The organism is Halorarius halobius, from assembly GCF_024298865.1.
Taxonomy (GTDB): Archaea; Halobacteriota; Halobacteria; order Halobacteriales; family Haloarculaceae; genus Halorarius; species Halorarius halobius.
Genome location: NZ_CP101161.1, coordinates 1,413,229 through 1,439,620 on the forward strand (window position 1 = coordinate 1,413,229; position 26,392 = coordinate 1,439,620).

23 protein-coding genes are annotated in these 26,392 nt (G+C 68.5%); 9 read left to right on the forward strand and 14 right to left on the reverse strand.

The window, feature by feature from the left end; translation table 11 throughout:
* Nucleotides 1-23: 23 nt before the first annotated feature.
* The gene (locus NL112_RS07515) at nucleotides 24-683 is read right to left on the reverse strand and encodes a TasA family protein (RefSeq protein WP_255152032.1); all 660 of its coding nucleotides are present in this window, start codon (nucleotides 681-683) and stop codon (nucleotides 24-26) included.
* 325 nt (nucleotides 684-1,008) lie between these two features.
* Between NL112_RS07515 and NL112_RS07520 the strand changes: the two genes are divergently transcribed.
* Entirely contained in the window at nucleotides 1,009-1,824 is an 816-nt protein-coding gene (locus NL112_RS07520) for a DUF7839 domain-containing protein (RefSeq protein WP_255152033.1), read from the forward strand.
* Here NL112_RS07520 and NL112_RS07525 read toward each other — a convergent pair.
* The 7 genes from NL112_RS07525 to rdfA all read right to left on the reverse strand — a co-directional run bounded on the left by NL112_RS07525 (nucleotide 1,821) and on the right by rdfA (nucleotide 11,336).
* Complete coding sequence (locus NL112_RS07525; protein WP_255152034.1) at nucleotides 1,821-3,773, reverse strand: metallophosphoesterase family protein; 1,953 nt, start codon at nucleotides 3,771-3,773, stop codon at nucleotides 1,821-1,823. The two genes, NL112_RS07520 and NL112_RS07525, sit on opposite strands and share 4 nt — an antisense overlap.
* A gap of 137 nt (nucleotides 3,774-3,910) precedes the next feature.
* Nucleotides 3,911-4,939 carry an FAD-binding oxidoreductase gene (locus NL112_RS07530; RefSeq protein ID WP_255152035.1) on the reverse strand — a complete coding sequence of 343 codons (1,029 nt, stop codon included), beginning with the start codon at nucleotides 4,937-4,939 and terminating at the stop codon, nucleotides 3,911-3,913.
* A gap of 49 nt (nucleotides 4,940-4,988) precedes the next feature.
* Nucleotides 4,989-6,569 carry an acetolactate synthase large subunit gene (locus NL112_RS07535; protein ID WP_255152036.1) on the reverse strand — a complete coding sequence of 527 codons (1,581 nt, stop codon included), beginning with the start codon at nucleotides 6,567-6,569 and terminating at the stop codon, nucleotides 4,989-4,991.
* Nucleotides 6,562-7,941 (reverse strand): NAD-dependent succinate-semialdehyde dehydrogenase, encoded by a 1,380-nt coding sequence (locus NL112_RS07540; protein WP_255152037.1) that lies wholly within the window; start codon nucleotides 7,939-7,941, stop codon nucleotides 6,562-6,564. Before NL112_RS07540 ends, NL112_RS07535 begins: the two co-directional genes overlap by 8 nt.
* Before the next feature lie 48 nt (nucleotides 7,942-7,989).
* Nucleotides 7,990-8,196: a hypothetical protein gene (locus NL112_RS07545; protein ID WP_255152038.1), complete on the reverse strand. Its 207-nt coding sequence runs from the start codon at nucleotides 8,194-8,196 to the stop codon at nucleotides 7,990-7,992.
* Nucleotides 8,197-8,696: 500 nt separating this feature from the next.
* Complete coding sequence (locus tag NL112_RS07550) at nucleotides 8,697-10,637, reverse strand: archaea-specific SMC-related protein (RefSeq protein WP_255152039.1); 1,941 nt, start codon at nucleotides 10,635-10,637, stop codon at nucleotides 8,697-8,699.
* A 69-nt stretch (nucleotides 10,638-10,706) separates the two neighbouring features.
* Nucleotides 10,707-11,336 (reverse strand): rod-determining factor RdfA, encoded by a 630-nt coding sequence (gene rdfA, locus NL112_RS07555; RefSeq protein WP_255152040.1) that lies wholly within the window; start codon nucleotides 11,334-11,336, stop codon nucleotides 10,707-10,709.
* 693 nt (nucleotides 11,337-12,029) lie between these two features.
* On the opposite strand from rdfA, the gene NL112_RS07560 reads away from it, so the two are divergent.
* Nucleotides 12,030-12,785, forward strand: a complete 756-nt coding sequence (locus tag NL112_RS07560) for an IclR family transcriptional regulator (RefSeq protein ID WP_255152041.1) — start codon at nucleotides 12,030-12,032, stop codon at nucleotides 12,783-12,785.
* Nucleotides 12,786-12,890: 105 nt separating this feature from the next.
* Here the strand turns inward: NL112_RS07560 and NL112_RS07565 are convergent, their stop codons facing one another.
* Nucleotides 12,891-13,742 (reverse strand): amidohydrolase family protein, encoded by an 852-nt coding sequence (locus NL112_RS07565; RefSeq protein ID WP_255152042.1) that lies wholly within the window; start codon nucleotides 13,740-13,742, stop codon nucleotides 12,891-12,893.
* Nucleotides 13,743-13,940: 198 nt separating this feature from the next.
* On the opposite strand from NL112_RS07565, the gene NL112_RS07570 reads away from it, so the two are divergent.
* The gene (locus NL112_RS07570; RefSeq protein WP_255152043.1) at nucleotides 13,941-15,392 is read left to right on the forward strand and encodes a dihydrolipoamide acetyltransferase family protein; all 1,452 of its coding nucleotides are present in this window, start codon (nucleotides 13,941-13,943) and stop codon (nucleotides 15,390-15,392) included.
* Here the strand turns inward: NL112_RS07570 and lpdA are convergent, their stop codons facing one another.
* From lpdA to NL112_RS07585, 3 genes are read right to left on the reverse strand one after another with little or no spacing between them, the layout of a single operon-like run.
* Complete coding sequence (gene lpdA, locus NL112_RS07575) at nucleotides 15,393-16,796, reverse strand: dihydrolipoyl dehydrogenase (protein WP_255152044.1); 1,404 nt, start codon at nucleotides 16,794-16,796, stop codon at nucleotides 15,393-15,395.
* A 50-nt stretch (nucleotides 16,797-16,846) separates the two neighbouring features.
* Nucleotides 16,847-17,812 carry an alpha-ketoacid dehydrogenase subunit beta gene (locus tag NL112_RS07580; RefSeq protein ID WP_255152045.1) on the reverse strand — a complete coding sequence of 322 codons (966 nt, stop codon included), beginning with the start codon at nucleotides 17,810-17,812 and terminating at the stop codon, nucleotides 16,847-16,849.
* A 2-nt stretch (nucleotides 17,813-17,814) separates the two neighbouring features.
* Nucleotides 17,815-18,885 carry a thiamine pyrophosphate-dependent dehydrogenase E1 component subunit alpha gene (locus NL112_RS07585; protein ID WP_255152046.1) on the reverse strand — a complete coding sequence of 357 codons (1,071 nt, stop codon included), beginning with the start codon at nucleotides 18,883-18,885 and terminating at the stop codon, nucleotides 17,815-17,817.
* Nucleotides 18,886-19,013: 128 nt separating this feature from the next.
* Here NL112_RS07585 and NL112_RS07590 point away from each other — a divergent pair, with 128 nt between their 5' ends.
* The 5 genes from NL112_RS07590 (at nucleotide 19,014) to NL112_RS07610 (ending at nucleotide 23,065) form a co-directional block, all read left to right on the forward strand.
* Complete coding sequence (locus tag NL112_RS07590) at nucleotides 19,014-20,591, forward strand: AMP-binding protein (protein ID WP_255152048.1); 1,578 nt, start codon at nucleotides 19,014-19,016, stop codon at nucleotides 20,589-20,591.
* Nucleotides 20,592-21,101 carry an FAS1-like dehydratase domain-containing protein gene (locus tag NL112_RS07595; protein ID WP_255152049.1) on the forward strand — a complete coding sequence of 170 codons (510 nt, stop codon included), beginning with the start codon at nucleotides 20,592-20,594 and terminating at the stop codon, nucleotides 21,099-21,101.
* Nucleotides 21,098-21,505, forward strand: a complete 408-nt coding sequence (locus NL112_RS07600; RefSeq protein WP_255152050.1) for a hotdog family protein — start codon at nucleotides 21,098-21,100, stop codon at nucleotides 21,503-21,505. Before NL112_RS07595 ends, NL112_RS07600 begins: the two co-directional genes overlap by 4 nt.
* Before the next feature lie 77 nt (nucleotides 21,506-21,582).
* Nucleotides 21,583-22,746 (forward strand): thiolase domain-containing protein, encoded by a 1,164-nt coding sequence (locus NL112_RS07605; protein ID WP_255152051.1) that lies wholly within the window; start codon nucleotides 21,583-21,585, stop codon nucleotides 22,744-22,746.
* Nucleotides 22,739-23,065 (forward strand): Zn-ribbon domain-containing OB-fold protein, encoded by a 327-nt coding sequence (locus tag NL112_RS07610; RefSeq protein WP_255152052.1) that lies wholly within the window; start codon nucleotides 22,739-22,741, stop codon nucleotides 23,063-23,065. The genes NL112_RS07605 and NL112_RS07610 overlap by 8 nt, the downstream gene beginning before the upstream one ends.
* A gap of 52 nt (nucleotides 23,066-23,117) precedes the next feature.
* Here the strand turns inward: NL112_RS07610 and NL112_RS07615 are convergent, their stop codons facing one another.
* The gene (locus tag NL112_RS07615) at nucleotides 23,118-24,689 is read right to left on the reverse strand and encodes an AMP-binding protein (RefSeq protein ID WP_255152053.1); all 1,572 of its coding nucleotides are present in this window, start codon (nucleotides 24,687-24,689) and stop codon (nucleotides 23,118-23,120) included.
* Between the two features lie 40 nt (nucleotides 24,690-24,729).
* Nucleotides 24,730-25,512, reverse strand: coding sequence for a carboxymuconolactone decarboxylase family protein (locus NL112_RS07620; RefSeq protein WP_255152054.1), 783 nt, complete (start codon nucleotides 25,510-25,512; stop codon nucleotides 24,730-24,732).
* Between the two features lie 117 nt (nucleotides 25,513-25,629).
* On the opposite strand from NL112_RS07620, the gene NL112_RS07625 reads away from it, so the two are divergent.
* The gene (locus tag NL112_RS07625) at nucleotides 25,630-26,376 is read left to right on the forward strand and encodes an SDR family oxidoreductase (RefSeq protein ID WP_255152055.1); all 747 of its coding nucleotides are present in this window, start codon (nucleotides 25,630-25,632) and stop codon (nucleotides 26,374-26,376) included.
* Nucleotides 26,377-26,392 lie beyond the last annotated feature (16 nt).

The following is a 26,392-nucleotide window of genomic DNA, read 5'->3' on the forward strand; positions in this document are numbered from 1 at the left end:
GTGACGGCTGGCTCACGCGCCCGTTACGATTTCAGTTCGAACTTGTAGTCGACGGTGGCGGTGTCGCCCTGTGCTTTGTTCCCCGTGCCGCTCGGGAGCTGGTAGCTGACGTAGAACTTGTACTCGTTGTTGACGAGGTCCACGCTTGGCGACCACGAGACGCCGTCGTAGCTCCTGGCGGTCGCGAAGCTGACCGAGCTGTTCGTGTTGTTTTGGTGGGCGACGGTGCCGTCCGACCGGAGTCCGTAGTCGCTCGCGGAGTCGAACGTCCCGTCGGTGCTACTGGGGCTGTCGAGCCACATCTTCAACTCCAGGTTGTCCGGCAGTTCGCTACCGTCGTCGACCGTCTCGAACTCGGAGCCCGTGTTGTCGGTTCCCGAGACGCCGGTGACCGACACCGTCAGCGTTCCGTTGACGCCGCCCGTGTTGTTGACGTCGGCGAAGGAGCTCCCGCTGTCGCCCGGAACGATGTCGGTGGCGCTGAAGCTCAGCGAGTCGTCCTGTCCGAGTTTCAGGTTGAGCTCTCCCGCGCTGAAATCTCCGGTCGACGTGGTCTCGGTGTCGCTGAACGCCGCGAACGTGCCCGCCCCTGCCGCGGCGCTCCCGACGCCGATGGTCCCAAGCGCGACCAGTGCCCGCCGCCGGGTCACCACGACGTTGTTCTGTGAGTGGTCCTCTGACATCGGCGGTTCCGGGTTGCACTCCCCGACAAAACTCCCCCTCGTCGGTTCCAGCCCACGCTGGAACCGGGACAAGATATTTGTCGGACCATGGACCCCTCACCGGGGCTCGACCCGCCCGGCTCCGCAGTCGGTCGGTGACGGCGTGGGGGTGACCCGTTCGGGCGGCGGCCCATCCGCGCCGCGTCCAACTCTGGTAGTGGTCCGGCTCAAATGTCGCTGTCGTGTCGCAACTGGAGTTGTGCTTCTGCCTAGAGAAGCGGCCGTTTCCGCAACTCTCGTCGGGATTGTGCAAAACTACTTTACCTCGGGCGCCGAACCGTCGGCGATGGCAGACCCCGACGAGGGGCCCGCCGCGTTCGGCGTGCTCCGGAGCAAGCGCGACGCCACCCGCTATCAGATACTCGTCGAAATCGCCGAGCGACAGCCGGCGGTGAGCCAGCAGGAGGTAGCCGACGCCATCGGCATCACCGCCCAGGCGGTCAGTGACTACCTGCAGGAACTGGTCGCGGAAGGGTACGTCGAGAAACACGGCCGCGGCCGCTACGAGGTGACCAAGGAGGGCGTCGACTGGCTCATCTCCCGGACCGACACCCTCCGGGAGGTGGTCGAACACGTCTCGGAGGACGTCATCGGGCAGGTGGACGTGGAGACGGCGCTGGCCACCACGGACATCGAGGAGGGCCAGACGGTGTCGCTGACGATGCGTGAGGGCGTCCTCCGGGCGCGGGCCGGCGACACCGGGAGCGCGACCGCGGTCGCGGTCACCGACGCCGACGCCGGCCGGGACGTCGGCGTGGCGAACTTCGAGGGCGTCGTCGACTACGAACTCGGCACGGTGACGGTCGTCTCGGTTCCTCCCGTACAGGAGGGCGGCAGTTCGGTCGTCGACCCCGGCCGGGTGCGGGCGCTCGCGGCCGACCACGACCTGCTGGCCGTCGCCGGGACGGAGGCGCTCGCGGCGGCCGACGCCGCCGGTCTGGACCCGGACGTCCGGTTCGGCACGCCCGCCGCCGTCGAGGAGGCCGCCGCGAAGGGGCTCGACGTGTTACTGCTGGCGGCGACGAACCTGCTGTCGGCCCACACCGACCGCCTCCGCGAGCAGAACATCGGCTACGAGGTCGTCGAGGCCGCCGACGCCTAGCGCCGGGGCCGCCCCTCGACGACGATTCTGGTCGTTGCCTCCGCGGCCGCCTCGAACGCCACCTTCACGGTCTGTCGGCCGTCGCCCCGGCGGCGCCACACGGCCTCGCCGTTCTCGACGCGCACGCCGGGGTAGTTCGGGAGCGTGACCAGCGTCGCGCCCGCCACCGGCGTCGCGAGGTCGTTGGTCACCTCGACGACCGTCTCGCGGGCGTCCACCTCGCGCTGTTGGACCGCCAGCCGATACGATGGGTGCGAGTACAGCCCCGACGCCGCGAGGTCGGCGCTCCACGCGCCCGGACTCACCGCCCGCTCGTCGAGTTCGGCCTCGGTCCACGGGTAGCCGAAGTCGGTCGGGTCGATACCCTCGCTTTCGGTGTCGACCGTCAACGGCCGGAACCCCCAGTACTGGCCGGTTGAGGACTGTGTGGTCGTGCAGTTGACGTACAGCGTGCCCGCCCCGGTGTCCGACAGCGTCGACAGCGCCGCCTCGGCGGGGGCGTCCTCGACGGTCCAGTCGTACTCGCTGTACTCGCCGTCCGGGTCCGACTCCGAGGGGCCGGTCCGCTCGTAGCGCACCCGGTTGTAGCGGTCTCCACCCGAGCGGGGACCGGGCGTCTCGATTACGTCCGCGACGCCGTCGCCGACGGTGCGGGCCAGCCGGTCCCGGTGGCTGTGGCCGCAGACGTACGCCGCCACGTCGAACGCGTCGAGCGTCTCGCGGAGCGCGAACTGGTTCTCGCCGGTCCACAGCTGGCCGCTCTCGGCGTAGCGACTGCCGCGGCCCACCTGTTCGAGGACGGGCCGGCCGTCCGTCTCCTCGCGGACCCGGTTCTCCGGGTCGGGTATCCACGAGGGGTTGTGATGCCCCATCGCGAGGACGGTGCCGTCGGGGTTGCGCTCGCGGTAGGCAGCGAGGTCACGGCGGAGCCACTCCAGTTGCGCGTCGCGCACCTGCCCGCCGTACGTCGAGACGGCCGCCGACCCGCCGAGGCGGTCGAGATACGTCCAGTCGAACGTGTCCGCGACCACGAGATGCAGGTCGCCCACGTCCACGCTGTAGGAGGGCGGGCCGAACGTCTCCCTGTACAGTCGTTTCCCGTCGACGCCGCCCTGGACGATGCCGTCGTGGTTGCCGAGCGTGCAAAACGAGGGCACCCGCAGTTCGTTCAGGATGCTCCAGGCGTCCTCGTACTCCAGGTAGTACTTCCCGGGGGCGTCCTGCCCGAGCGTCAAATCGCCCGCCACCAGGACGAGGTCCGGGTCGAGGGCGTTCACCTCCGCGATGGCCCGCCGGGTCGCGCCCCACCGCTCGGTCGGCGTGCCCGCCATCCGACTCGTCCGGGTGACGAACGGCTCCGGCGACTGCTCGCGCTGTGCCTCCTGGAAGCCGCTCCGGCCCGCCCGCGGGTCCCCCAGTTGCGGGTCCGCGACGACCGCGACCTCCGGCTCGTCGGGTATCCGCTCGCGGACGCTGACGGCGCGTGGCTGGCGGTCGCCTCCCCCGTCCCACGACACTTCGAGGTCGTACAGCCCCGGCGTGAATCCCTCGTGGGGGCGCAGGCCGGGTATCCGGAACTCGACGGCGGTGACGGCGTCCGCCTCGCCCTCCGTGGCGTTCCAGACCTCGCTGGTCGCGCCCTCGGTCGCGGTCTCGCGGTCGAGTTCAGTCGGGGTCGTCACCGCGCCGAAACTCGGGACGAGGCGAGCGGTGACCGTCGCCGGGTCGACGCCCGCCTCCGCGTCCAACTCGACGCGGAGCGCGTCGCCGGCCTCCTCGATGGCCGGGACGCCCGCGAGCGGCGCCCGCAGTGTCCGTATCTTCGGCTGGTACGGTTCGCTCCCGTCGACCGGCGTCGGGTTCGTCTCCCCGTCGCCCGCGGCCGTCCCGGTCGCGGCCGCTCCCGAGAGCGCGAGCCCCGTGGTCCGGAGAAACGTCCGTCGCTCCATACTGTGTGGTGTCCGCACCGACGTATCGGGCTACTGCCGGGGATACGTGGAGGGTTAAGCCTCCACCGACGGCTCGGCCGCGCTCGCTCGCCGTTCCGTGCTACTCGCGGCTCCCTGTGGTCGCCGCTCGTAGCACGCTACCCGTACCCTTCGGCGCTCACGAACTCGTCGGGCACGCCGACGTCGGTCACCGCGTCGACCAACTGCTCGACCATCGCCGAGACGCCGCAGGCGTACACGTCGAGGCTCTCGGGGTCGATGCGCGCCTCGATGTCCGTGTTCGGCGACTCCTCGCGGTACGGTGCCAGTTCCTCCGAGAGGTCCGCGTCGGCGTCGTCCGCGAGATACTTCACGAACGCCTGCTGGACGTAGTCGGTCTCGCCGTCCCAGTCGGTGAGGTACGACTCCCGGGTGAGCGTCGGCACGAAGTGGAAGTTGTCGTGGTCGTCGGCGAGTTTCCGGAACTCGTCGTGGTACGCCAGGTCGTCGGCCCACGAACAGCCGAGGAACAGCCAGATGTCGCGCTGTTCCCCCTCGAAGCTGTCCTCGCCCTCCTGGAACACGTAGCGGATGATGCTCCGGAGCGGGGCGACGCCGGTGCCCGTCGCCAGCAGTGCCGCGTCCCTGTCGGAGGGGTCGCGGGCGACGAACTCGCCGTTGGGCCCCCGGACGGTCACCTCGTCGCCGACCTCGACGTGCTCGAACAGGTCGGCGGTGAGTCGGCCGTCCGGCACTCGGCGGATGCAGAACTCGATGCCGCCGTCCGCGGGGGAGTTCGCCGCCGAGTACGCCCGCGGCGTGTCGTCGAACCGGAGCGCGAAGAACTGGCCCGGCAGGAACTCGACCGCGTCGTCGACGTCGACGCTGACCGACAGAAGCGACGGGTACGGTCGCTCGTGGCGTTCGCGGAGGTGGCGCAACTGCTCGGCGCCCTCGTCGTCGTCCAGCAGGTCAGCCACGCCGTCCCAGTCGACGTCCGGGGGGCCGTCGCCGTCGCGGTCGAGGAGGTCCGGGCGGTCGCGCTCGACGAGCAGGTCGGCGGCGCGGCGCGCCACCTCGTCGGTCCGGTTGTGGTCCAGCGGCGACACGTCGACGACGCGGGCCGACTCCGTGACGAGCGGCAGGTCGCCGGGGTCGTCGTCGGGCGGCGGGTCCGTCGTGGGCATGGCCGACGGTACTCCGAGGAGCGCCCAATAGCTTGTGCCCCGTGCCCCGCTACGGGAGCGGCACCTCGACGAGCGTCAACTCCTCGCTGTCGACGGCCGCCTCCAGCGTCGCGTCGAGATCGTCCCACGTCTCCGGGCGGCGGGCCTCGATGCCGAAGCTCTCGGCGAACGTCACGAACTCGGGGTTCGTCAGCCGCGTGCCGGGCGATTCGCCGACCTCCCGCTCGAACTCCTCGGTGATGAGGCCGTACTCGTCGTCGTTGAACAGCAGTACGGTAAAGGAGGCGTCCAGGCGGTCGGCGGTGTTCAACTCGGCGGCGTTCATCAGGAAGCCGCCGTCGCCCGTCGCTACCACGACGTTCCCGTCGACCGCGAGGTCCGCGGCGACGCCGCCGGGGACGCCGATGCCCATGCTCGCCAGCCCGTTCGAGACGATGCAGGTGTTCGGCTCGTAGGCGGGGTAGTGTTTGGCGATGGCCATCTTGTGGCTCCCCACGTCCGAGACGAGCACGTCGTCGTCGGCCATCGCGTCGCGCAGGAGCGGGAGGGTACCCCGCACCGAGAACGGCTCCTCGGGGTCGGGCCGTTCGGTCGCGGCCGCCACCACCGCGTCGTGGGCGTCCCGGCACCACGTGTCCCACGAGACGTCGACGGCGTCGGTGAGCCGGCGGAGGCCGGCGGCCACGTCCGCGACGAGTTCCACCTCCGGATTGTAGTGTTCGTACACCTCCGCTGGCTCGTGGTCGAGATGCAGGACCGTCTTCTGCCCGTCGGGGTTCCACCCCTCGGGGTCGTGCTCCGCGATGTCGTAGCCGACCGCGAGCACGCAGTCGGCGGCCGCGACGGCGCCGCCCGCCTGCCCGTCGGGGCCGGAGTCGAGCGTCATCAGCGAGTGGGGGTCGGAGTCGGGGACGGCGCCCTTCGCCATGTACGTGGAGACGACGGGGACGCCCGTCGCCTCGACGAACGCCTGGAGCCGCTCGGAAGCGTCGGCACGGACGGCACCGTTGCCCGCCAGCACGAGCGGCTGGTCGGCCGCCGCCAGATGCTCGACCGCGCGGTCGATGGCCCCCTCGTTCGGCTCCGCGCGGGCGACCGGCTGGCGGGTGGGAAGCGGCTCCCCCGCGACCGATTCGGCGGCCACGTCCTCGGGCAGTTCGAGGTGGGTCGCACCCGGCTTCTCCCACTCGGCGAGCTTGAACGCCTTGCGGACGGACTCGGCGATGATGGCCGTGTCGTCGAGCTGGGTGTTCCACTCGACGATGGCCCGGTACATGTCGACCACGTCGAGCCGCTGGTGGCTCTCCTGGTGGAGCCGCTCGCGGGCGCCCTGGCCGGTGATGGCGACCAGCGGCGACTTGTCGAGGTGAGCGTCCGCCACGCCCGTCAGCAGGTTCGTCGCGCCCGGCCCGAGCGTCGACAGACAGACGCCGGCCTCGCCGGTGAGCCGGCCCCACACGTCGGCCATGAACGCCGCGCCCTGCTCGTGGCGGACGGGGACGAACGCGACGGAGGAGTCCTCGAGCGCGACCATCAGCTCCGCCAACTCCTCGCCCGGCAGGCCGAACACGTACTCGACGCCCTCCGCTTCCAGACAGTCGACCAGTAGCTCCGCGCCCGTCTCACTCATCGGTCAGCCCGTGGTCGACCCAGACGGTCTTGCGGTTGACGAACTCCCGGATGCCCTGCGCCGAGAGTTCCCGGCCGTAGCCGGAGTCCTTCACGCCGCCGAACGGGAGCCGCGGGTCCGACTTCACGTACTCGTTGACGAAACAACAGCCGGCCTCGAACTCGCGGGCGAACCGCTCGCCGCGCTCGGGGTCGGCGGTCCAGACGGTCGCACCGAGCCCGTAGTCGACGTCGTTGGCGAGTTCCAGCGCCTCCTGCTCGTCGCTCACGGCGAACACGGCGGCGGCGGGGCCGAACGTCTCCTCGCAGGCCGCGGCGGCGTCGCGGGGCACGTCCGTCAGCACCGTCGGCGGGTAGAACGCGCCCTCGCGGTCGAGGGGTTCGCCACCCAGCGCCACCTCCGCGCCGGCGTCGACGCTCCGCTGGACCTGATCGTGCAACTGGTCGACCAAATCCGGACGCGCCATCGGGCCGATGTCGGTGTCCTCGTCGAGTGGGTCACCGACCGTCAGCGCGTCGAGTTTCTCGACGAGGCCGCCGACGAACGCCTCGTAGACGTCCTCGTGGACGATGAACCGCTTGGCCGCGATGCAGGACTCGCCGTTGTTCTGGGTGCGGGCGTAGACGGCCTTCTCCAGCGTCTCCTCGACGGGCGCGTCGTCGAGGACGACGAACGGGTCCGACCCGCCGAGTTCCAGCACCGTCTTCTTCAGTTCGCGGCCGGCGGTCTCCGCGACCGCACGGCCCGCGGGCTCGCTCCCGGTGAGCGTCACCGCCCGAACGCGGTCGTCTTCGATGACGTCCTCGACGCGGTCGGACCCTATCAACAGCGACTGGAACGCGCCCTCGGGGACGCCGGCGTCGCGAAACACCGCCTCGATGGCCTCCGCACAGCCGGGGACGTTCGAGGCGTGTTTCAGCAGGCCGACGTTGCCCGCCGCGAGATTCGGCGCCGCGAACCGGAACACCTGCCAGAACGGGAAGTTCCACGGCATGACCGCGAGGACGGGACCGAGCGGTTCGTACGAGACGTACGTCTTCGCGGACTCGTCGCCGCGCACCTGCTCGTCCTGGAGGTGCGCCTCGGCCGTCTCGGCGTAGTACTCGCAGACCCACGCGCATTTCTCGACTTCGGCGCGGGCCTGCTCGATGGGCTTGCCCATCTCTCGGGTCATCAACTCGCCGTACTCGTCGACCCGGTCGCGCAGGACGTCGGCGGCGTCGACAAGCAGTTCCCGCCGGTGCTGGAACGAGGTGTCGCGCCACTCCTCGAACGTCTCGTCGGCCCGTTCGAGCGCGGCCTCGACGTCGCCGTCGTCGGCCGTCTCGTAGCTGTCGACGCGCTCGCCCGTCGCCGGATTCACGCTCTCCATGTCACACCCATCGCGGGCCTCGTGGAAACCGTTTGAGGTGGGGTCGGGTCACACCCCGGTCCCCGCGGACGACCCCACGGCGACGGTCCCCGACGCCAGCAGTGCCACGCCGACGAACGCGACGGCCGCTTCGAGGCCGCCCACGTCGCGGGTAATCCGTGCCAGCGAGAGGATGCACGCGATGCCGACTGCCAGCGCGACGACGCCGGCACGGAAGCGGTCGATGCCCTGGAACGGCGTTCGAGTGTCGGACATGCTCGAGGTTCGGGCCGGAACCGACTCGGTCGTGACCCCGAACATCATCGGACGGCCTTCGTCCCGGCTCCGGGTCGCGTGTGTGACCTCGAAAACGAACAGAATTAATTGTAAGTCCTATTCGAGGCGAGGGGTCCACAGCATTAGTATGTCTACTCGAATATTTTGATAGAATTAGTACAGTAGGTTGGTATTGGGTGTGTAATTGTATAATATCGAAGATAGTTCGAATATATGTGTGCTTCTCTGTTTGTGAGGAGTTATTCTGAAATATCCAGAGCTATCAGAGCGAACGGATATCTCTCGTCGCTCAATTTTGGCGTATTTGCGTGCTTTATCGAAGAAATAGCCACATTTGGTCCGTCCCGGAGATTGATGTGACTCCGTCTTATCGTATCTCTGACCTTATGATGGGATACAATTAATTCTATCGACCTCTCCCGCAACTTGCCGGTGGCTCCCGGTGGGTGATAGAGCCGTCGAGAGACACCGCCTGACCGTTAGATTTCGGTCACGCGCTCGTGTTCGTCGGGAAGCGCGGCGGCGTCCTCGGGGAGGAGTGCGACGAACAGGTAGCCGGTGTAGTCGGTCAGGTAATCGACGAGCGCGGCGATGCGCTCGGAGTCGATAGCCTCCAGGGAGTCGAGTAGCATGAACGGGAACTCCTCGTACAGTTCGTGGGCGAGATAGCCCGCCAGCGCGAACACGAGGCCGGTCACCTCGCGTTCGCTCTCCGAGAGGTGGTCGACGGTGTCCTCGTAGGCGGCGCCCGACTCGGCGGTGCGGACGACGTGGAGTTCGAAGGTGCTCTTGGTCACCTTCCGGCGCCCCTCGCGGACCTCCCGCTCGACGCGTTCGAGCCAGATGCGGTCGAGGTTCGCGTAGCCCAGCCGGTCGAGCACGGTGTCCATGTGCTCGTTGAACTGGTCGACGGCGCCCTGCTCGATGCGTTCGATCTTCGTCCGTAGCTCCTCGACCTGCGCGTTGACGTCGTCGAGCCGCTTCTCGACGTCGTCCTCCTCGTCGATGCGGTCCTCGATGTCGCCGATCTCGTCGTCGACCCGCTCGAGGTCGGTCTCGAGCTTGCCGAGTTCGTACTCCAGCTGGTTCGCCTCCTTGTGGAGGTCGAGGACGGCGCTGTGGTCCTCGTCCTCCAGTTCCTCGACCTCGGCCTCGACGTCTTCGACCTCCTCGGTGAGTTCGTCGCGCCGCTCCTGGAGGGACTCGATGCGGTCCTCGGTCGCCTCGATCTCCTCGTCGAGTTCGCTCCGGCGGCGCTCGATGCGGTCGCGCTCGCGCTGGGCCTGCTCGTACTCGCGTTTCTCGGAGCGCAACTCCTCGATCTCGTCTTCGAGCTCGTTCACGTCGCTGACCGTCGAGCGACTGAGGTCGCGGAGCCGGTCGACGGTCGCCTCTATCTGGTCGCGGTCGACGCTGCTGCCGCAGGTCCAGCAGGACACCTCGTCGTCGACCAGCTGGTCGGTGACGTTGTCGTCGCTGGAGTCGGTCAGCTCCGCGAAGGCGCTCGAGCCGCCCTCCTCGAGCATCTCCTCGTTGAAGCTGATGACGCTCTGGAGGTCGTTCACCTCGGTCTCGAGCTGTTGTTTCTGCTGGCGGAGCCGACGGATTTCGTCGTCGAGTTCCTGTATCTCGCCGGCGGGCGCCTCGGGTAGCTCGTCGTGGTCGTCCTCGAGTTCACGCCGCTCGGTTTCGAGCGCGTCGAGGCTCTCGCGTTCCGTCTCGAGGTCGTACCGGACGTCGTCGAGCTGTGACCGCTTCGAGCGCAGTTCCTCCAGTTTCTCCTCCAGTTCCGACTTCTCCTCGCGGCTCTCCTCGACGTCGGCGTCGGCCTCCTCCAGTTCGGCTTCCTTGGCCTCCAGTTCCGCCTTCTTCTCGTCTATCTGCTCCTCCAGCCGGTTCCGTTTCGCCTCCAGGTCCGGGAGGTCGCCCTTCAGGTCGTCGATCTCCTCGAGGTCTGCCTGCAGGGACTGCCGGCGGTCGACGAGGCGGTCGATTTCGCGCTGGATGTCCTCGGTGTCGACCGGCCGCATGATGAGTTCCCGCAGGTCGTCGCTGGTGGTCACCGCACGGCGCGCCTCGTTCGATTCGAGGAGGAAGGCGAACAGGTCCGCAAGCGTCGCGTCTTCGAGGTACGGCTCGCCGTCAGTGACGAGGCCGGCCCCCTGGCGCCGGAGCCGGCGGGTGTACGTCTCGTCGCCGAGTTCCAGTTCCACCTCGGCCTCGTCGGCGTCGCCCTTGATGGCGACGTTGTCGCTACCGAGCGCCGCCATGACCGCCTGCAGGAACGACGTCCGGTTCGTCGCGTTCCGCCCGACGAGGATGGTCACGCCGGGCGAGAACGTCACCTCGGCGTCCCGGATACCGCCGATGTTCCGTATGTGTGCCGTTCCGTCTGGCAGTCCCGTCTGCTGGAGTTCCATACTGATTCACTCGTGTGTATTTTGTATAAATCTTTTTGAAGTGTAACGGACGGTACAGCGTCTCAACCGTCAGTCGTCCGGACAGTCACAGCCCCCCCGCTGGAGGAGTTCCTCGACGCCGTACTGGGCGTCGCACTCCTCACAGAGCACGTTGATGTCGACGAACGTGCGGAACTCGCCGAGAGTTATCTCGTCGGCGGTCCGCAACTGCTCGAGTTTGCTCTCCGTGACCGTCGTCGCCCGGCCCTTGATGCGCTGGAGGTTCTCGGTCTCCGCTTCGGTCCGGTCGCGGTCGGCCTGCTCGTACTCCGCGCCGCGGTGGTCCTTCAGATACGTGCGGACCGCCTGGTAGGTGACGAACTCGCCGCGGAGTTGCTCGATGTCGACCCCTTCGCGTTCGAGGCGTCGCGTCGCTCGCGTCCGGTCCGCCTCGCTGACGTCCTCGCCGTCGAGCAACCGGTAGACGTTCTCCACCTCCCCTGCGAGCGGCTGGAGCCCCGCCTCGTCCATCGCCGACTCCAGTAGCCGACGGTTGAAGTAGTCCGCGAGGTCACGCAGGCTCGACCGCTCGTCGCCCTCCGCCGTCCAACGCTGTTCCATCTCCCCGCCCACGCCGACGAGGTCGTACTCATCGATGAGCCGCCCGACCTTCGTGCGCCGCCCGGCGGACCCCGTCGTCGACGATGTCGAATCGCCCATACCCCCGCTTCGTGAGCCAGCAAGATAGATATTGCTATCCGGAGTTCTCCCCTCGACTGGAACGCTCCGGTACCGTAGCCACGCCCACCGAACGATACGTGATAGAAACGGTATGTGAACCCGGATATTCCTCACAGACCGCTCCCGTCGACGGCGCTGGCTCCGGCCGAGAACTCAACGATTGCAAGCCGGTCGGAGTGAGGCGGCCGCCGCGGTGCATCTCCGGAGGTGGCGTGGCAGAAGTCCGAGTGGTGTCGACGTAGTGGTCGCGTTCCCCTCGCCGCGACCCCGCCGAAGAAATAACAAAAGTAATCTTGTTATGGGGGTGGTGGCGGCTCCCGTATCCGCCGTCACGGTTCCCGATGGAACTGGACGAACGTCGATATGCGGCCGGCAGACCGTGTTCGGTAATACCAAACCGCACAAGATGGCCTACTGACACGAACGTCGCGGCAAACACTGCCGATAATACCTGATAACGGGCCGCTGTCACGGAGAATCGGGTGTTTCTCGGCCGTGGTGTCTGTTATCATCGTTCGTGGCGGACGTTCCCGCATACCGAATCGGGAACCGCCCGGTTCGGACGTCAGCGGCCCGGATTTCTCGACCCTGGCAGGACGGGTCGCGGGGCGGCGCTGGTGGCCCGACGGCGCTCGCAAAACGCTTTAGTAGGGTTGTCGCCTTTCCCAACGCATGAAGCCGACCCGCACGGTGAAAACCGCCGATACGCTGTTCACCATCATCCAGGAGTTACAGCGGCGGGACGGTGCGGGCGTCACGGAGCTAGCACGCGAAATAGGGATGGCCAAGAGCACGGTGTACGACCACCTCGCGACGCTCGAACGCAAGGAGTACGTCGTGAAGGAGGGCGACACCTACCGGCTGAGTCTCCGGTTTCTCGACCACGGCGTCTACATCCGGGACCGCGCCGGCATGGAGGGCGTGGTCGAGCCGGTGATCACCCAACTCGCGGCCGACGTCGACGAGGCGGTGTGGTTCGTCGTCGAGGAACACGGGCACGCGGTGTTCCTCTACCGGGCGATGGGCGAGCGGGCGGTCCAGACTCACGCCCGAATCGGCCGCCGGTCGGGGCTCCACCACCTCGCGGCGGGGAAAGCCATCCTCGCACATCTCCCCGACGAACGCGTCGACGAGATACTCGACGAGCACGGCCTGCCGGCCCGGACGGAACACACAGTCACGGACCGCGAGGCGCTGTCCGAGCAACTGGAGACGGTCCGCGAGACGGGCATCGCCACCGAGCAGGACGAGACCGTCCCCGGCGTCTCGTCGGTCGCATCGCCGGTCGTCTTCGAGGGCGACGTGAAGGGGGCGATAACGGTCATCGGCCCCTCGAACCGCATCGACGGGGCGCGGCTCCGCGAGACGCTCCCGGACCTGATCCGCGGCGCGACCAACGAGGTCGAACTGAAGCTGACCTACGAGTGACGCCGTTCCGTATTACCGAACGCACCCCGAACCGTATCTTCCCTTTTCGTTCGTAATGTTTCTGCTGCATCGGGTGAGTACCGGCGACAGAACTTGACGGGGGTGTTACAGCCCGTAGACTGCCTTCGCGTTCTGCGAGAGGAGTTTCCGCCCGACGTCGTCCATGAGGTTCAGGTCCTCCAGCTGGTCCAGTGACGTGTCGAAGCGGATGAACGGGTAGTTGGTCCCCCACAGCACCTTGTCGCGACCGCGGTTCCGGACGAAGTTCACGAGTTCGTCCTCCCAGTACTGGGGCGCGTGCCCCGTCGTCGCCAGATACAGGTTGGGGTAGGTCCACACCTGCGCGATGACCTCCCGGGTCCACGGCCAGCCGATGTTGAGCGCGATGACGTCGAGGTCCGGGAACTCCAGACAGACGTCCTCGATGTGCTCGGGGTGGCCGTAGTCGTTGGACATCTTCACCGCGGTGTGGCCGATCTGGATCGACACCGGGACGTCCAGTTCCGCGCATTTCGCGTAGAACGGGTAGTAGCGGCGGTGGTTCGGCGGGAGTCCGAACCCGTAGGGGACGACCATCGCGCCGACGAACCCGTCCTCGACGACGGCCCGTTCGAGCGCCCGCACCCCCTCCATCCCGGTGGTCGGGTCGATGCCGAACACGCCCTCGAACCGTCCGGGGTACGTCTCGCAGGCCTCCCGGACCGTCTCGACGGAGATGTCGACCGGTGTGCTCGCGTGGTCGCGGTCGCCGAACTTCAGCGACGGGACCAGCGCCGTCCCGACGCCGGCCCGGTCCATCCGGTCGACGAGCTCGTCGAGCGGGCATTCGACGCGGTCGAACAGGTCGGGCTCGTTGATGACGTCGGCCGTCTCCTGGAACGCCGAGCGGCGGAACTGCTCCATCCACGTCGGCGTCGTGGGGTTACACCAGACGTCGACGGCGTCGCCGTCAGCCACTGATACCACCTCGCGGGGGCCGCTCCGCGGGCCGCCGCGTCTCGACCGGGACGTGAGCATTCGGGTGCGTCGGTCGCATACTCCTCCATCCCGCACGCTCCCTGATAAATGTAGCCGCCGTATCGATGCGCCGTTATCGTGCGCCTGCCGGGGTTCCGACCGGATTTATATACCTCCTGTTCCAACCCAGTCACCTGGATGGCGTACATCATCAAGATGCCCAAACTGGGCATGGGTATGAACGAGGGGACGCTCCTCGAGTGGTTCGTCGACCCCGGCGACGAGGTTGTCGACGGCGACCCAGTCGCCGAAATCGAGTCGGAGAAGACCGTCGCGGAGATCACCGCGAGCGAGGACGGCGTGCTCCGGCGCGTCTACGTCGCCGAGGGCGAGACCGTCGACCCCGGCGTCGCGCTCGGCATCGTCGCCGCCCCGGACGCCGACATCGACTCCCTGGCGGCCGAGGTCGACCGCGACCCCGTCGAGGCCGACGCGGAACCGGCCGCCGACGAAGGGAGCACAGCAGACGCCCCGGACGACGGCGACGGCGGGGCCGCCGATGCCGAACGGGTCCGGGCCAGCCCGAAAGCGAAGCGGCGGGCGAACGAACTCGGCGTCGAACTCGCGGCCGTCGAGGGGTCGGGTCCGGGCGGGGCGGTGACGGTCGATGACGTCGAGGGAGCCGACGCGGAGCCGGCCCCCACCGAGAGCGACGAGACGGCGGCCGAGACGGCCAGCGCCGGCACCACCGACGTCCGGGCCACGCCCAAGGCGCGGCGCCGTGCCCGCGACCTCGAGGTGAACCTCGCCGCGGTCGAGGGGTCGGGCCCGGGCGGAGCGGTGACGGTCGCCGACGTCGAGTCGGCTGGAGCGGCGTCGCCAGCGAGCGATGCGGCCGACGAGAGCGGGGCGGCGAGCCCCGAGACCGCCGTGACGACGCCCGGCGAGGCCGCCACCCGGACCCCCGTCGAGGAGCGGGAACTCGGGGGGATGCGCCGCACCATCGCCGACCGACTCGGGCAGAGCTACCGCGAGGCGGTCCACGTCACCGTCCACCGGGACATCGACATGGAGGCGGCGCTCGCGGCCACGGAAGTCGTCGACGACTACCTCGCTGTCGACGCCTCCGTCACGGACCTCGTGCTGGTGGCGCTGTCGGCGACGCTCGACGAGCACCCCGAGTTCAACGCCACCTTCGAGGACGGCGTCCACCGCATCCACGACGAGCAGAACGTTGGCGTCGCGGTCGACGTCGAGAACGGCCTCATCACGCCCGTCCTCTCGGACGTCGGGAACCGGTCGCTGTCGGCCGTCGTGCAGGGTCGCCGCGAGGTGACCGACCGGGCGCTGTCGGGCGAGTACACCACCGCGGACCTCTCGGGCGGCACGTTCACCGTCTCGAACCTCGGCGTGTTCGGCGTCGACTCGTTCACGCCCGTCATCAACCCGCCAGAGGTGGCCATCCTCGGCGTCGACAGCATCGACGAGCGGCCGGTGCGTGACGGCGACGACGTCGCGTTCCGCCGGTTCGGCGGGTTCGACCTCTCCTTTGACCACCGCGTCGTCGACGGCGCCGACGCCGCGCGCTTCCTCGACACGCTGGCCGGCCACCTCACCGACCCGTGGCCGCTTCTGCTGGACCGCGCGTAGCTACGGCGCGTGGACGCTCCGGTCGAGTGCGGCCGCCGCGGCCTCCATCACGGCCTCCGAGAACGTCGGGTGCGCGTGGACCGTGTCGGCTATCTCCGCGAGCGTGTGGTCGTACCGAATCGCCAGCGTGAGTTCCGCGACCAGTTCGCTCGCTTCGGGGCCGACGACCTGCCCGCCGAGCAGTCGGCCGTCCTCGTCCGCGACGACGCGCACGAACCCCTCGCTCTTCCCGGCGGCGAGCGCGCGACCGCTGGCGGCGAGTGAGAACTGTCCGACGAGCGGGTCGTGGCCGGCGTCGGTCGCCTCCTCCGGCGTCGCGCCCACGACGCCGATTTCCGGCTCGGTGAACACGACCGCGGGGACGGGGCCGACCGCGTGCTCGGCCACCGACTCGCCGGCGGCGTCGGCGGCAACGACCAGCCCCTCGTGGTGGGCCTTGTGTGCCAGCATCGGCTCGCCCGCCACGTCGCCGACCGCGTAGATGCCGTCGACGGCGGTGCGTCCGTGGTCGTCCGTCTCGACGAACCCCGCGTCGGTGGTGTCGAGGCCGGCGTTCTCGATGCCGGCGGTGTCGGTGACCGGTTCGCGGCCCACCGCTACCAGCACGCGGTCGCCGCGCCACTCGCTTGTCGTGCCGTCCTCGCGTTCGGTCGTGACCACGACACCGTCGCCGTCGGGCTCCCAGCCCGCGGCCCGCTCGCCGAAGGCGAACTCGATGCCGTGCTCGCGGGCCGCCGCCTCGACGACGTCCGTGAGTTCCGCGTCGAATCCGGGGAGCGCGCCGTCGAGCATCTCGCAGACGACGACGTCGGTGCCGAGCCGCGCGTACACGAACGCGAGTTCGAGCCCGATGTAGCCGGCGCCGACCACGACCAGCCGCTCGGGGACCCGCTCGGGCGACAGCGCCGCCCGCGAGGACCACACCCGGTCGTCGTCGAACGCGAACCCCGGCACCTCGATGGGTCGGCTCCCGGTGGCGACGACGGCCCGCTCGAACTCGAGGTCGGCCGTCTCGCCGGCGTTCTCGATGCGGGCCGTCGTGTCGTCGACGAACGACGCGCGCCCGTCCTGAACCGTCACGCCGGCGCCGCGACATAGCTGGCCGACGCCGCCGGTCAACCGGTCGACGACGCCGTCCTTCCAGTCGACGAGCTCCTCGATGTCGACGTACGGGTCGGCGTAGATACCCATGTGTTCGGCGTCGAGCACGTCGTCGACCCGCCCGGTCGCCGACAACAGCGCCTTCGACGGGATACAGCCGTAGTTCAGGCAGGTGCCGCCGAGCTCGCTGTCGACGAGCACGACGTCCTGGCCGAGTTGTCCGGCCCGGATGGCGGCGGCGTAGCCGCCGGGGCCGCCACCGATAACCAGCAGGTCAGTCTCCTGGGGGAGTTCCGTGTGCATCCGTGTCACGAACGACTGCCGACTCGGTGATAAAGTATCCGCTTGTCCCCTCAGGGGACGACGTCGCCGATAGCCCGCTCGATGGTGTCCTCGTCGGGGAGGACGTACTGCTCCTCGGGCGGGTCGTACGCGACGGGCACGTCGGCGCGGGTGACCCGCTTGACCGGCGCGTCGAGGTCCCAGAACGACTGGTTGGCGATGCGGGAGGCCACCTCGGCCGCGAACCCGCAGGTGCGGTTGGAGCTGTCGGCGACGACGACCCGGTTCGTCTTGCGGACGCTCTCGAAGATGGTCTCCTCGTCGAGCGGCAGCAGCGTCCGCGGGTCGATAACCTCGACGTCGACCTCCGGGGCCATCGACTCGGCGACGGACAGCGCCTCCGGCACCATCTCGCCGACCGCGACGACGGTCACGTCGCTCCCCTCGCGTTTCACGTCCGCCTCGCCCAGCGGAATCCGGTACGGCTCGTCGGGCACCTCGCTCCGGTGACCGATGACGTTGGCCGGCCAGAACACCATCACGGGGTCGTCCTCGGCGACGGCGCTCATGAACAGCCCCTTCTGGTCGTAGGCGGTGCTCGGCACGACCGTCTTGACGCCGTAGTTGAGAAGCGACGGGTAGGCGTTGTCGGAGTGTTGCTGGGCGCTCCCGCCCGGTGCTCCGGAGGTGTTGACGGTGATGGTCATCGGAATCGACACCTGCCCGTCGGTCATGTGCCGGAGCTTCTGGGCGTTGTTGACGAGCTGGTCCATCCCGAGATAGCTCATCGTGTTGATCTGGTACTCGATGATGGGCCGCTTGCCGTCCATGGCGGCGCCGACCGCCAGCCCGTGGAACCCCTGTTCGGAGATGGGGGAGTCGAGCACCCGGTCCTCGCCGAACTCCTCGACGAGGTCGCGAGTCGTCCCCATCAGCGCGTGCCGGATGTCCTCGCCGACGAGGAACGACTCGTCGAACTCGGACAGCGCTTCGTGATACCCCTGAATTATCGACGCGATGTAGCTCGTATCTGACATTGTTATCGGTACTTCGTCGCCGGCGTGTACGAGTAGTCCTGGTCGGCGTAGACGTCCTCCGGTGCTCGCTCGGCGGGCGGATACTCGCTTTCGACGGCGAACTCGGCGGCCGCGTCGATCTCGTCTGCGACCTCCGCGTCGACCTCGTCGAGCCGCTCCTCGGCGACGACGTCGGCTGCGGCGAGTGCCTCGCGGAACGTCGCCACGGGGTCGCGGGCCTCCTTCCAGTCGTCGACCTCGCCGTCCGGGCGGTACGGACGGTCCTCCAGCCAGCTCAGCGCCTTCTCGCCGGAGAAATGTCCCGAGTAGCGGAGCGTCTCGCACTCGACGAGGTACGGCTGGGACGCCTCGCGGGCCTGTTCGACGGCCTCCTGTACCTCCTCGTAGACGGTCAGGACGTTCTGACCGTTGATGGTCTTGCCCGGGAAGCCGTAGCCGTCCGCCCGGTCGGCGATGCTGTCGCCGGCGACCGCGTAGTCGTCGGAGGTGCTGACCGCGTAGCCGTTGTTCTCACAGAGGAACACGACCGGCAGGTCCCACACCGACGCCATGTTCATCGTCTCGTGGACGACGCCCTCGTTGGAGGCGCCGTCGCCGAAGAAGGAGACGCCGACTCGGTCGTCGCCGTCGAGTTTGGAACTCAGGATGGCTCCCGCGACGTGGGGGACGCTCGCCCCGACGATGGCGTTACAGCCGTAGATACCCAGCGAGAAGTCGACCATATGCATCGACCCGCCGCGCCCGCGGTTCAGTCCCGGCTCCTTGCCGGCGATTTCGGCCATCATCGCGTCGATGTCCGCGCCCCGGGCCAGGACGTGGCCGTGGCCGCGGTGCGTACTGCCGATGATGTCGTCGTCGGCCAGGGCGAGACAGGTTCCGACGGCGACGGCTTCCTGTCCGAGATACAGGTGTACCGCGCCGGGCAACTCGCCCGCGTCGCTGAGGTCGCTCGCCTTCCGCTCGAACTCGCGTATCTCCTGCATCCGGCGGTACATCTCGAGCAGCAGTCCCTCCTCGTAGTCTGACACCTGAGACTGTAACGTCTCAGTCTGTGCTGGCACGTTGTGGCTCATTGATTCGTCGTCCCTCCGTACTCTTTCCGTTATTTGCTTATAGCTTTCGCCGAGCCGGCCGGTCTCCCGTAAATATAGAATTTCCAACAAAAACTATAAATCGGGATAGCCGCGATATTCCGACCGGCATGGACTTTCTACACGGCAAGACGGTACGGGACCTCTGGCGCGAACGCGTCGAGCTCTCGGGGGACGACCGGTTCCTCATCACCGACGAGGCGACGGGCGTCGAGCGGAGCTACGACTACGCGGAGTTCAACGACCTGATCGACCGGACGGCCCGGGCGTTCCACGACGACCTCGGCATCGAGAAAGGGGACAAGGTGACCATCCACCTGCCGAACTGTCCCGAGTATCTCCAGGTGTGGTTCGCGCTGCTGAAGTTGGGCGCCGTCAGCGTCCACTCGAACACGAACCACACCGTCCGTGAGGTGAACTACACCATCGACAACTCCGACTCGGAGGCGGTCATCACCTCGCCGGCGTATGCGGACCTCGTCGCGGACGCCTGTGAAGGGACGGCCGTCGAGACGACCGTCTACGGCCGCGTCGACGACGAGGACGTCGACGGCGTCGTCCTCGACGAGGTGGTCACGGACGCCGACCCCGACCTGCCCGACGTCGACATCGACGGCGAGGACGTCGCACAGATAATCTTCACCTCGGGGACGACGAGCGACCCGAAGGGCGTGCTCCACACGCACGCGAACCTGCTGTACTCCGGCGAGCGGGCGAGCAAACACACCGCCCTCCGCCCCGACGACCGGATGCTCACCGCTCTCCCCGTGTTCCACGTCAACGCTCAGTCCATCAGCGTGCTCGGGTCGCTGACCGTCGGCTGTGAACTCGTCCTCGTCGAGGAGTTCAAGGCGTCCGACTACGTCGACCAACTGCGGCGCCACCGCGCGACCGTGACGAGCATCATCGGCACGCAGGTCCGCGCGCTCCTGGCGCAACCCGAGCAGGGCACCGACGACGACAACGACCTCCGGGAGATATTCTTCGCCATCAACGTCACCGACGACGAGAAGGAGCGGTTCGAACAGCGGTTCGGCGCGCCCCTGCTCAACGGCTACGGGCTCTCGGAGACGATGACCATCGTGACGATGGCACCCATCCACGGCGACCGGGCGTGGCCGTCTATCGGCCGGCCCGCGTTCGACCGCGAGGTCCACATCGTCGACGACGACGGCAACGAGGTTGCGACCGGCGAGCGGGGCGAGATCGCCGTCGGCGGCAAACGGGGCCGCAACCTGATGAAGGCGTACTACGAGATGCCCGACAAGACGGAGGAGGCGTTCACCGAGGAGGGGTGGCTACTCACCGGCGACTTCGGCCGCTTCGACGAGCACGGCAACCTCTACTTCGTCGACCGGAAGAAGAACATCATCGAGTCCCGCGGCGAGAACGTCAGCGAGGCCGAGGTCGAGGGCGTCCTCGAGAACCACCCGAAGGTCGAGGAGGCGGGTGTCATCGGCGTCCCCGACGACTTCTACGGCGAGGCGGTGAAGGCGCTCGTCAAGCGGGCCGACGAGAGCCTGACCGTCGAGGAACTCGACGAGTACGCCACCGAGAACCTCGCGGAGTTCAAGCGCCCCGCGGAGATCGTGTTCGTCGACGAGTTCCCCCGGACCAGCATCGGCAAGATTGAGAAGAGCACGCTCCGCGACGAGGGCGGCGTCCCCGACGAGATGGAGGCGCAGTGAATGTCGAGCGACATCGACCCGTCGGCCCACGAGGACGCCATCGGCACTACCGTCGAGTACGACCTCGGGCGCATCACGCCGCTGATGTCGCGGCGGTACGCCCGGGCTGTCGAGGACGACAACCCGCTGTTCCACGACGCCGAGTACGCCCGCGAGCAGGGGTACGACGACGTGGTGGTGCCGCCGAACTTCCTGTCGGCCGTCATCGACCCGACGGCGGGCGCACCGGCCGACGAGTTGCGCGAGGACGGACTCGACCCGACACAGTTCCCCATCGAACTGCCGCCGGAGGCGATACTGATGGGCGGCGGCCAGGACCTCTCGATCCACCGGTACGTCACGGCCGGCGAGCACGTCTCCGTCGAGGCGACGTTCACCGACGTCTACCAGCGCGACAGCGAGCAGATGGGGACGCTCACGTTCATGGAGGAGACGACGGAGTACTACGGCGACGACGACGACCACGTGCTCACGTGCGACGAGACGATGATAGTGGGTGACCGCCAATGACGAACATCGACGACCTCCACGCCGGCCAGGAACTCCCCGAGTTGACGAAGGAGCCGTCGATTCCACAGCTGTTCCGGTACAGCGCCGTCACGTGGAACGCCCACCGCATCCACTACGACGCCGACCACGCCCGCGAGGAGGGCCACCCGAACATCCTCGTGCAGGCGCATCTCCACGGCGCGGTCATCCAGGAGCTGCTGATGGACTGGCTCGGTGCGGACGGGAAACTGACGGACCTGTCGTGGCGCAACGTCGGGCGAGCGACGCCCGACTCCGACCTCCACGTCGGCGCGGAAGTGACGACCGTCGACGCCGACGCGGGTGTCGTCGAACTCGAGGTGTGGACCCGCACCGACGCCGAGCGGTGTGCGGAGGGCGTCGCCGCGGTCGAACTGTTCGACTGAGGTCTCACCTCCACCTCGCTTCGCGATGAACCGCGGACGACGAACACTCTTTACCCCGCGTTCCGTTGTCCCCGTGTATGCGAAACGTTAGCATCGTCGGCGCCGGCACCACCCCGTTCGGGGAACTCGGCGCCGGCGTGACCGACCTCGGCAGTCGAGCGGTGGTACGCGCCATGGACGACGGCGGGGTCGCGACGGACGAGGTGGACGCGCTGTATCTGGGCAACTTCGTCGCCGGCATCCTCGAAGGACAGGGGGCGGTCGGCCCCATCGTCGCCGACGAGGTGGGACTGACCGGCGTCCCCGCGGCCTCCGTCGAGGGGGCCTGTGCCAGTTCCGGCATCGCGTTCCGGCAGGCGTACAACGCCATCGCCACGGGCGTCCACGACGTGGTGATTGCGGGCGGCGTCGAGAGCATGACGAACGCGGACACGCCGGAGTTCACCCGGGCGCTGGGGAGTGCCGCCCATCAGCGCACGGAGGGGACGAGCGGCCTGACGTTCCCGGGGTTTTACGGTATGTACCTCGACCGCTACCTCCACGAACACGACGCGACCCGCGAGCAGGTCGCCGAGGTCGCGGTCAAGAACCGGGCGAACGGGGCGAAGAACCCGCGGGCCCGGTTCCAGGAGGCGGTCGACGTCGAGACGGTGCTGGAGTCGGACCCGGTCGCCGACCCCCTGCGGCTGTACGACTGCTGTCCGGCCGCCGACGGCGCCGCCGCGGTCGTGCTCGCCGCGAGCGACCTCGCGCCGTCGTTCACCGACCGCCCGGTCGACGTGTTGGCGAGCGCCCACTCCACCGGTCCGAACGCCGCCCACCGCTACGACGATTTGACGACGCTCGACGCGACGGTCGCGGCGGCCGACCGAGCGTACGAGGAGGCCGGCGTCGCGCCCGACGACCTCGACGTGATAGAGCTTCACGACTGCTTCACGCCCGCTGAGGTCGGCGACGCGGAGGACCTCGGCCTGTTCGAGAAGGGCGACGGCGCCCGGGCGACGGCCGCCGGCGAGACGGCGGTCGACGGCCCCCACCCCATCAACCCCTCCGGCGGACTGCTGGCGAAGGGCCACCCCGTCGGCGCCACCGGCGTCGGGCAGATATACGAGGTGCGCCGCCAACTGCTCGGCGACCACGAGAACCAGGTCGAGGACGTGCGACTCGGCCTCACGCACAACGCCGGCGGGAGCGGGGTCGTCTGTACCGTCACCGTCCTCGGGAGGGACGCCGATGTCTGAGCCGTTCCCGGCCCACGAGTGCGATGCGTGTGGTGCCCGCTACGGCCACGACCCCGCGGTCTGTCGCGACTGCGGCGCCGAGGCGTTCGACACCGTAGAACTGTCCGGCGACGGGCGACTGTACGCCAGCACCGTCGTCCGGGTGCCGCCCACCGGCTACGAGGGCGAGGCGCCGTTCGTGGTCGGCCTCGTCGACGTCGGCGGGCCGGAGGGCGTCCGCGTGACCGCCAGAATCGAGGGGACGGAGCGGCCCGACCCGGACGCCGACGTGGCGTTCGTCGGCGAGACGGACGGCACGCTCCGGTTCGAGGTGGTCTGAGTTTCGGCGCTTCAGGGTGGTCCGGGTTCCGGAGGTCGACCGGGGGAACGAATCAGTTGATCTCCCGGTCGGCGTCCTCCCAGTACGGCTCGCGGAGCGCCTTCTTGTCCATCTTCCCGTACGGCGTCGTCGGGATTTCGTCGACGAACTCGACGGATTTGGGCTTCTTGTAGTCGGCGAGCCGCTCGCCCGCGAACGCCACGAGGTCGTCTTCGGTCGGGTCGCCGTCGGCGACGACGACCGCGTGGACCGCCTCGCCCCAGTCGTCGTCCGGGACGCCGATGACCGCCACCTGCTGGACCGCGGGGTGGGCGTCGAGCGCGTCCTCGACCTCGGTCGTGTAGACGTTCATCCCGCCGGAGATTATCATGTCGTTCGCGCGGTCGAGGAGGTAGACGTAGCCCGCCTCGTCGCGGCGGGCGATGTCGCCCGTCCGGAGCCAGCCGTCGACCAGCGTCGATTCCGTCTTCTCCGGTTTCCCGTGGTAGCCGTCCATCACGTACGGGGAGCGCATCACCAGTTCGCCGACCTCGCCGCGCGGGAGCAGATCGACGGTCGACTCGACCGAGGGGTCCGCGATGCCGGCCTCGACCATCGCCGCGGGCGCGCCACACGAGTCCATCTGTGGCTCCCCGACGACGTGGTCGCGCTTCGGGAGCACCATCCCCACGTCGGGCATCTCCGTCTGGCCGTACAGCTGGACGAACACGTCGCCGAACGTCTCCAGCGCCGCCGCCAGCCGCTCCTGGGTTATCGGCGCGGCCCCGTACAGCACCGTCTCCAGCCCCGAGACGTCCCGCTGGTCGAGCGCCTCGTGGTCGAGCACACGGTAGAGCATCGTCGGGACGAGGAACGCCCACGTTATCGGCTCCTCGTCGACGAGCCGGAGGAACGTCTCCGGGTCGAACCCCTGCGTGACGGTGAGCCGCGCCCCCTGGAGCATCGCCGCGAGGTGGATGTACCCCGCGGCGTGGGGGAGCGGCGTCATGACGAGCATCTCCTCGCCGTCGCGTATCTCGCAGGCGGCGACGTGTGCCAGCATGTTCATCCCGAGGATGCCGTGGGTGTGTCGCGCGCCTTTCGGCTTGCCGGTCGTCCCGCCGGTGTACGAGAGCCGGAGGAGGTCGTCGGGTTCGGGGTCGGGGGTCTCCGGCTCCGGGGGATGGTCGGCCAGCAGTCGGTCGAGCGGCTGTTGCCCCTCGGGCGGGTCCTCGGAGACGGCGACGACGGTGTCGAGCGCCGGCAACTCGGGAGCGAGGTCGGCGACGGTGTCCGTGAAGCCGGCGCCGACGACGGCCGCTCGCGCCCCGGAGTCAGCGAACATGTAGCGGAACTCCTCGGGCGTCAGCATGTCGTTCATCGGGACGTTGACGAAGCCGCCGCGGACACAGGCGAGGTTGGCGGTGAGGTAGGCGAGCTGGTTCGACATCACCACGCCGACCCGGTCGCCCGGCTCGATACCCCGCTCTGCGAGCGCGCGGGCCAGCCGGCCGCCGCGCTCCCACGCCTCCCCGTAGGTCACCGTCTCGCCGTCGACTCTCGCTAGCTCCCGGTCGGCGTACCGGTCGACGGCGCCGCGCAACAGGCCGTGGACGGTCGGAGTCTCGCGCAGGTCGGCGGTCATGGCCGCCCCCGGTCGGAGTCGAACTCCATGTCGGGAGGCGTCAGGCGTCCTCGGGCAGTTTGCCCCGCTCCTCGGCGACCTCCATGAGGATGGGGACGCTGTCGGTGATGGTGTGGATGCCCAGCACGCTCGCAAGCTGGAACACCTCCATTATCTCCTTGCGGCTCGCGCCGTAGCTGAGGGCGTTCTGGATGTGGACGCGTAGCCCCGGCAGGTAGAGGTGGGTCGTCGCCACGTCGATTGCGATGTAGACGAGTTCCTTCGTCTTCGGGTCGAGTTCCCCCTCGTTCCACGGGTGAGCCGAGAAGTCGAGGTACGCCTCGAAGTAGCCGGGGTCGAGCTTCAGGACGTCCTCCCACAGCTCCGACCAGTAGCCGCGCTCCGCTTCGAACTTCTCGCGGAGGCGCTGTTGCTCCTCGGCGGCCTCGCCGGTCGCCTCGTCGGGACGGCCCGCCTCCTCCATGAGGATGGGGACGCCCTCGGTCACCGAGTGGATGCCCAGCACGCTCGCAAGCTGGAACACCTCCATGATTTCGTCGACGGTGGCGTCGTGGTCGAACGCGTTCTCGATGTGGACGCGGGTCCCCTTGTTGTAGAGGTGGGTCGTCGAGCAGTCGATGGCGATGTAGATGAACTCCTTCACCTTCGGGTCGAGTTCGCCGTGCTTCCAGGGCTGGGCCGATAGCTCCCGATATTTGTCGAGGAACTCGGGATCGAGCTCCAGGATGTCGCCCCAGAGGTCGGACCAGTAGCCGCGCTCCGCTTCGAACTGCTCTTTGATGCGTTGCTGCTGTTCGGTCAGGTCGCGCTCGGACTGTGCCATGCGTTCACAGAGTCGCCTCACCGTCACTTAATGGTACCGCAGGGGGCGCCTGGCGGCCGAGTCGCCGGCCGCCGGCCCGCCCCAGCAGTTATGTCGGCCGTCCTCGATACCAGGCGTATGTCGACAGACCAGCCACTCGAGGGCCGCGTCGCCCTCGTCACCGGTGCGAGTTCGGGAATCGGCTACGCGACGGCACGGCGCCTCGCCGCGGACGGCGCGGACCTGGCGCTCGCGGCCCGGAGCGAGGAGAAACTCGACGCCCTGGCGGCGCGACTCGAGGACGACCACGACGCCCGGACGGTCGTCGCGCCCACGAACATCAGGGAGGAAGACGAGGTCGAAGCGATGGTTGAGGCGACCGTCGAGCGGTTCGGCCGCCTCGACATCGTCGTCTCGAACGCCGGGGTGGGGGCGCCGGGGAGCCGCCCGGACGACACCTCGACCGAGGAGTATCGGTGGCTGATGGAGACGAACGTCGACGGGACGTTCTTCACGGCGCGGGCCGCGATACCGCATCTCCGCGAGACGGGTGGGAACCTCATCTTCATGTCCAGCATCGCGGGCCAGTACCCGCGGCCGGCGACGCCGCTGTACGCGGCGACGAAGTGGTGGATTCGCGGCTACGCGTTGAGCATCGAGGGGATGGTCGCCGAGGACGACATCGGCGTCACCGTCGTCTACCCGGCGGAGGTGCGGACGGGCATCGAGGTGCTCGGCGACCCGGTCGACGACCAGTTCGAGACGGGCGAGATATCAGAACCCGAGGAGGTGGCCGACGCCGTGGCGTTCGCCGCCCGACAGGAGGGGCCGAGCACGGTCGCGGAGATGGACCTCTACTACCGGGGGAAGCTCGGCCAGTTCTGAGCCGACGGCGAAACTC

Excerpts from the sequence above, each read along its gene's own strand:
- NL112_RS07515 (WP_255152032.1), bottom strand. The coding sequence starts at position 683 with ATGTCAGAGGACCACTCACAGAACAACGTCGTGGTGACCCGGCGGCGG.
- NL112_RS07520 (WP_255152033.1), top strand. The coding sequence starts at position 1,009 with ATGGCAGACCCCGACGAGGGGCCCGCCGCGTTCGGCGTGCTCCGGAGC.
- NL112_RS07525 (WP_255152034.1), bottom strand. The coding sequence starts at position 3,773 with ATGGAGCGACGGACGTTTCTCCGGACCACGGGGCTCGCGCTCTCGGGA.
- NL112_RS07530 (WP_255152035.1), bottom strand. The coding sequence starts at position 4,939 with ATGCCCACGACGGACCCGCCGCCCGACGACGACCCCGGCGACCTGCCG.
- NL112_RS07535 (WP_255152036.1), bottom strand. The coding sequence starts at position 6,569 with ATGAGTGAGACGGGCGCGGAGCTACTGGTCGACTGTCTGGAAGCGGAG.
- NL112_RS07540 (WP_255152037.1), bottom strand. The coding sequence starts at position 7,941 with ATGGAGAGCGTGAATCCGGCGACGGGCGAGCGCGTCGACAGCTACGAG.
- NL112_RS07545 (WP_255152038.1), bottom strand. The coding sequence starts at position 8,196 with ATGTCCGACACTCGAACGCCGTTCCAGGGCATCGACCGCTTCCGTGCC.
- NL112_RS07550 (WP_255152039.1), bottom strand. The coding sequence starts at position 10,637 with ATGGAACTCCAGCAGACGGGACTGCCAGACGGAACGGCACACATACGG.
- rdfA (WP_255152040.1), bottom strand. The coding sequence starts at position 11,336 with ATGGGCGATTCGACATCGTCGACGACGGGGTCCGCCGGGCGGCGCACG.
- NL112_RS07560 (WP_255152041.1), top strand. The coding sequence starts at position 12,030 with ATGAAGCCGACCCGCACGGTGAAAACCGCCGATACGCTGTTCACCATC.
- NL112_RS07570 (WP_255152043.1), top strand. The coding sequence starts at position 13,941 with ATGGCGTACATCATCAAGATGCCCAAACTGGGCATGGGTATGAACGAG.
- lpdA (WP_255152044.1), bottom strand. The coding sequence starts at position 16,796 with ATGCACACGGAACTCCCCCAGGAGACTGACCTGCTGGTTATCGGTGGC.
- NL112_RS07580 (WP_255152045.1), bottom strand. The coding sequence starts at position 17,812 with ATGTCAGATACGAGCTACATCGCGTCGATAATTCAGGGGTATCACGAA.
- NL112_RS07585 (WP_255152046.1), bottom strand. The coding sequence starts at position 18,885 with ATGAGCCACAACGTGCCAGCACAGACTGAGACGTTACAGTCTCAGGTG.
- NL112_RS07590 (WP_255152048.1), top strand. The coding sequence starts at position 19,014 with ATGGACTTTCTACACGGCAAGACGGTACGGGACCTCTGGCGCGAACGC.
- NL112_RS07595 (WP_255152049.1), top strand. The coding sequence starts at position 20,592 with ATGTCGAGCGACATCGACCCGTCGGCCCACGAGGACGCCATCGGCACT.
- NL112_RS07600 (WP_255152050.1), top strand. The coding sequence starts at position 21,098 with ATGACGAACATCGACGACCTCCACGCCGGCCAGGAACTCCCCGAGTTG.
- NL112_RS07605 (WP_255152051.1), top strand. The coding sequence starts at position 21,583 with ATGCGAAACGTTAGCATCGTCGGCGCCGGCACCACCCCGTTCGGGGAA.
- NL112_RS07610 (WP_255152052.1), top strand. The coding sequence starts at position 22,739 with ATGTCTGAGCCGTTCCCGGCCCACGAGTGCGATGCGTGTGGTGCCCGC.
- NL112_RS07615 (WP_255152053.1), bottom strand. The coding sequence starts at position 24,689 with ATGACCGCCGACCTGCGCGAGACTCCGACCGTCCACGGCCTGTTGCGC.
- NL112_RS07620 (WP_255152054.1), bottom strand. The coding sequence starts at position 25,512 with ATGGCACAGTCCGAGCGCGACCTGACCGAACAGCAGCAACGCATCAAA.
- NL112_RS07625 (WP_255152055.1), top strand. The coding sequence starts at position 25,630 with ATGTCGACAGACCAGCCACTCGAGGGCCGCGTCGCCCTCGTCACCGGT.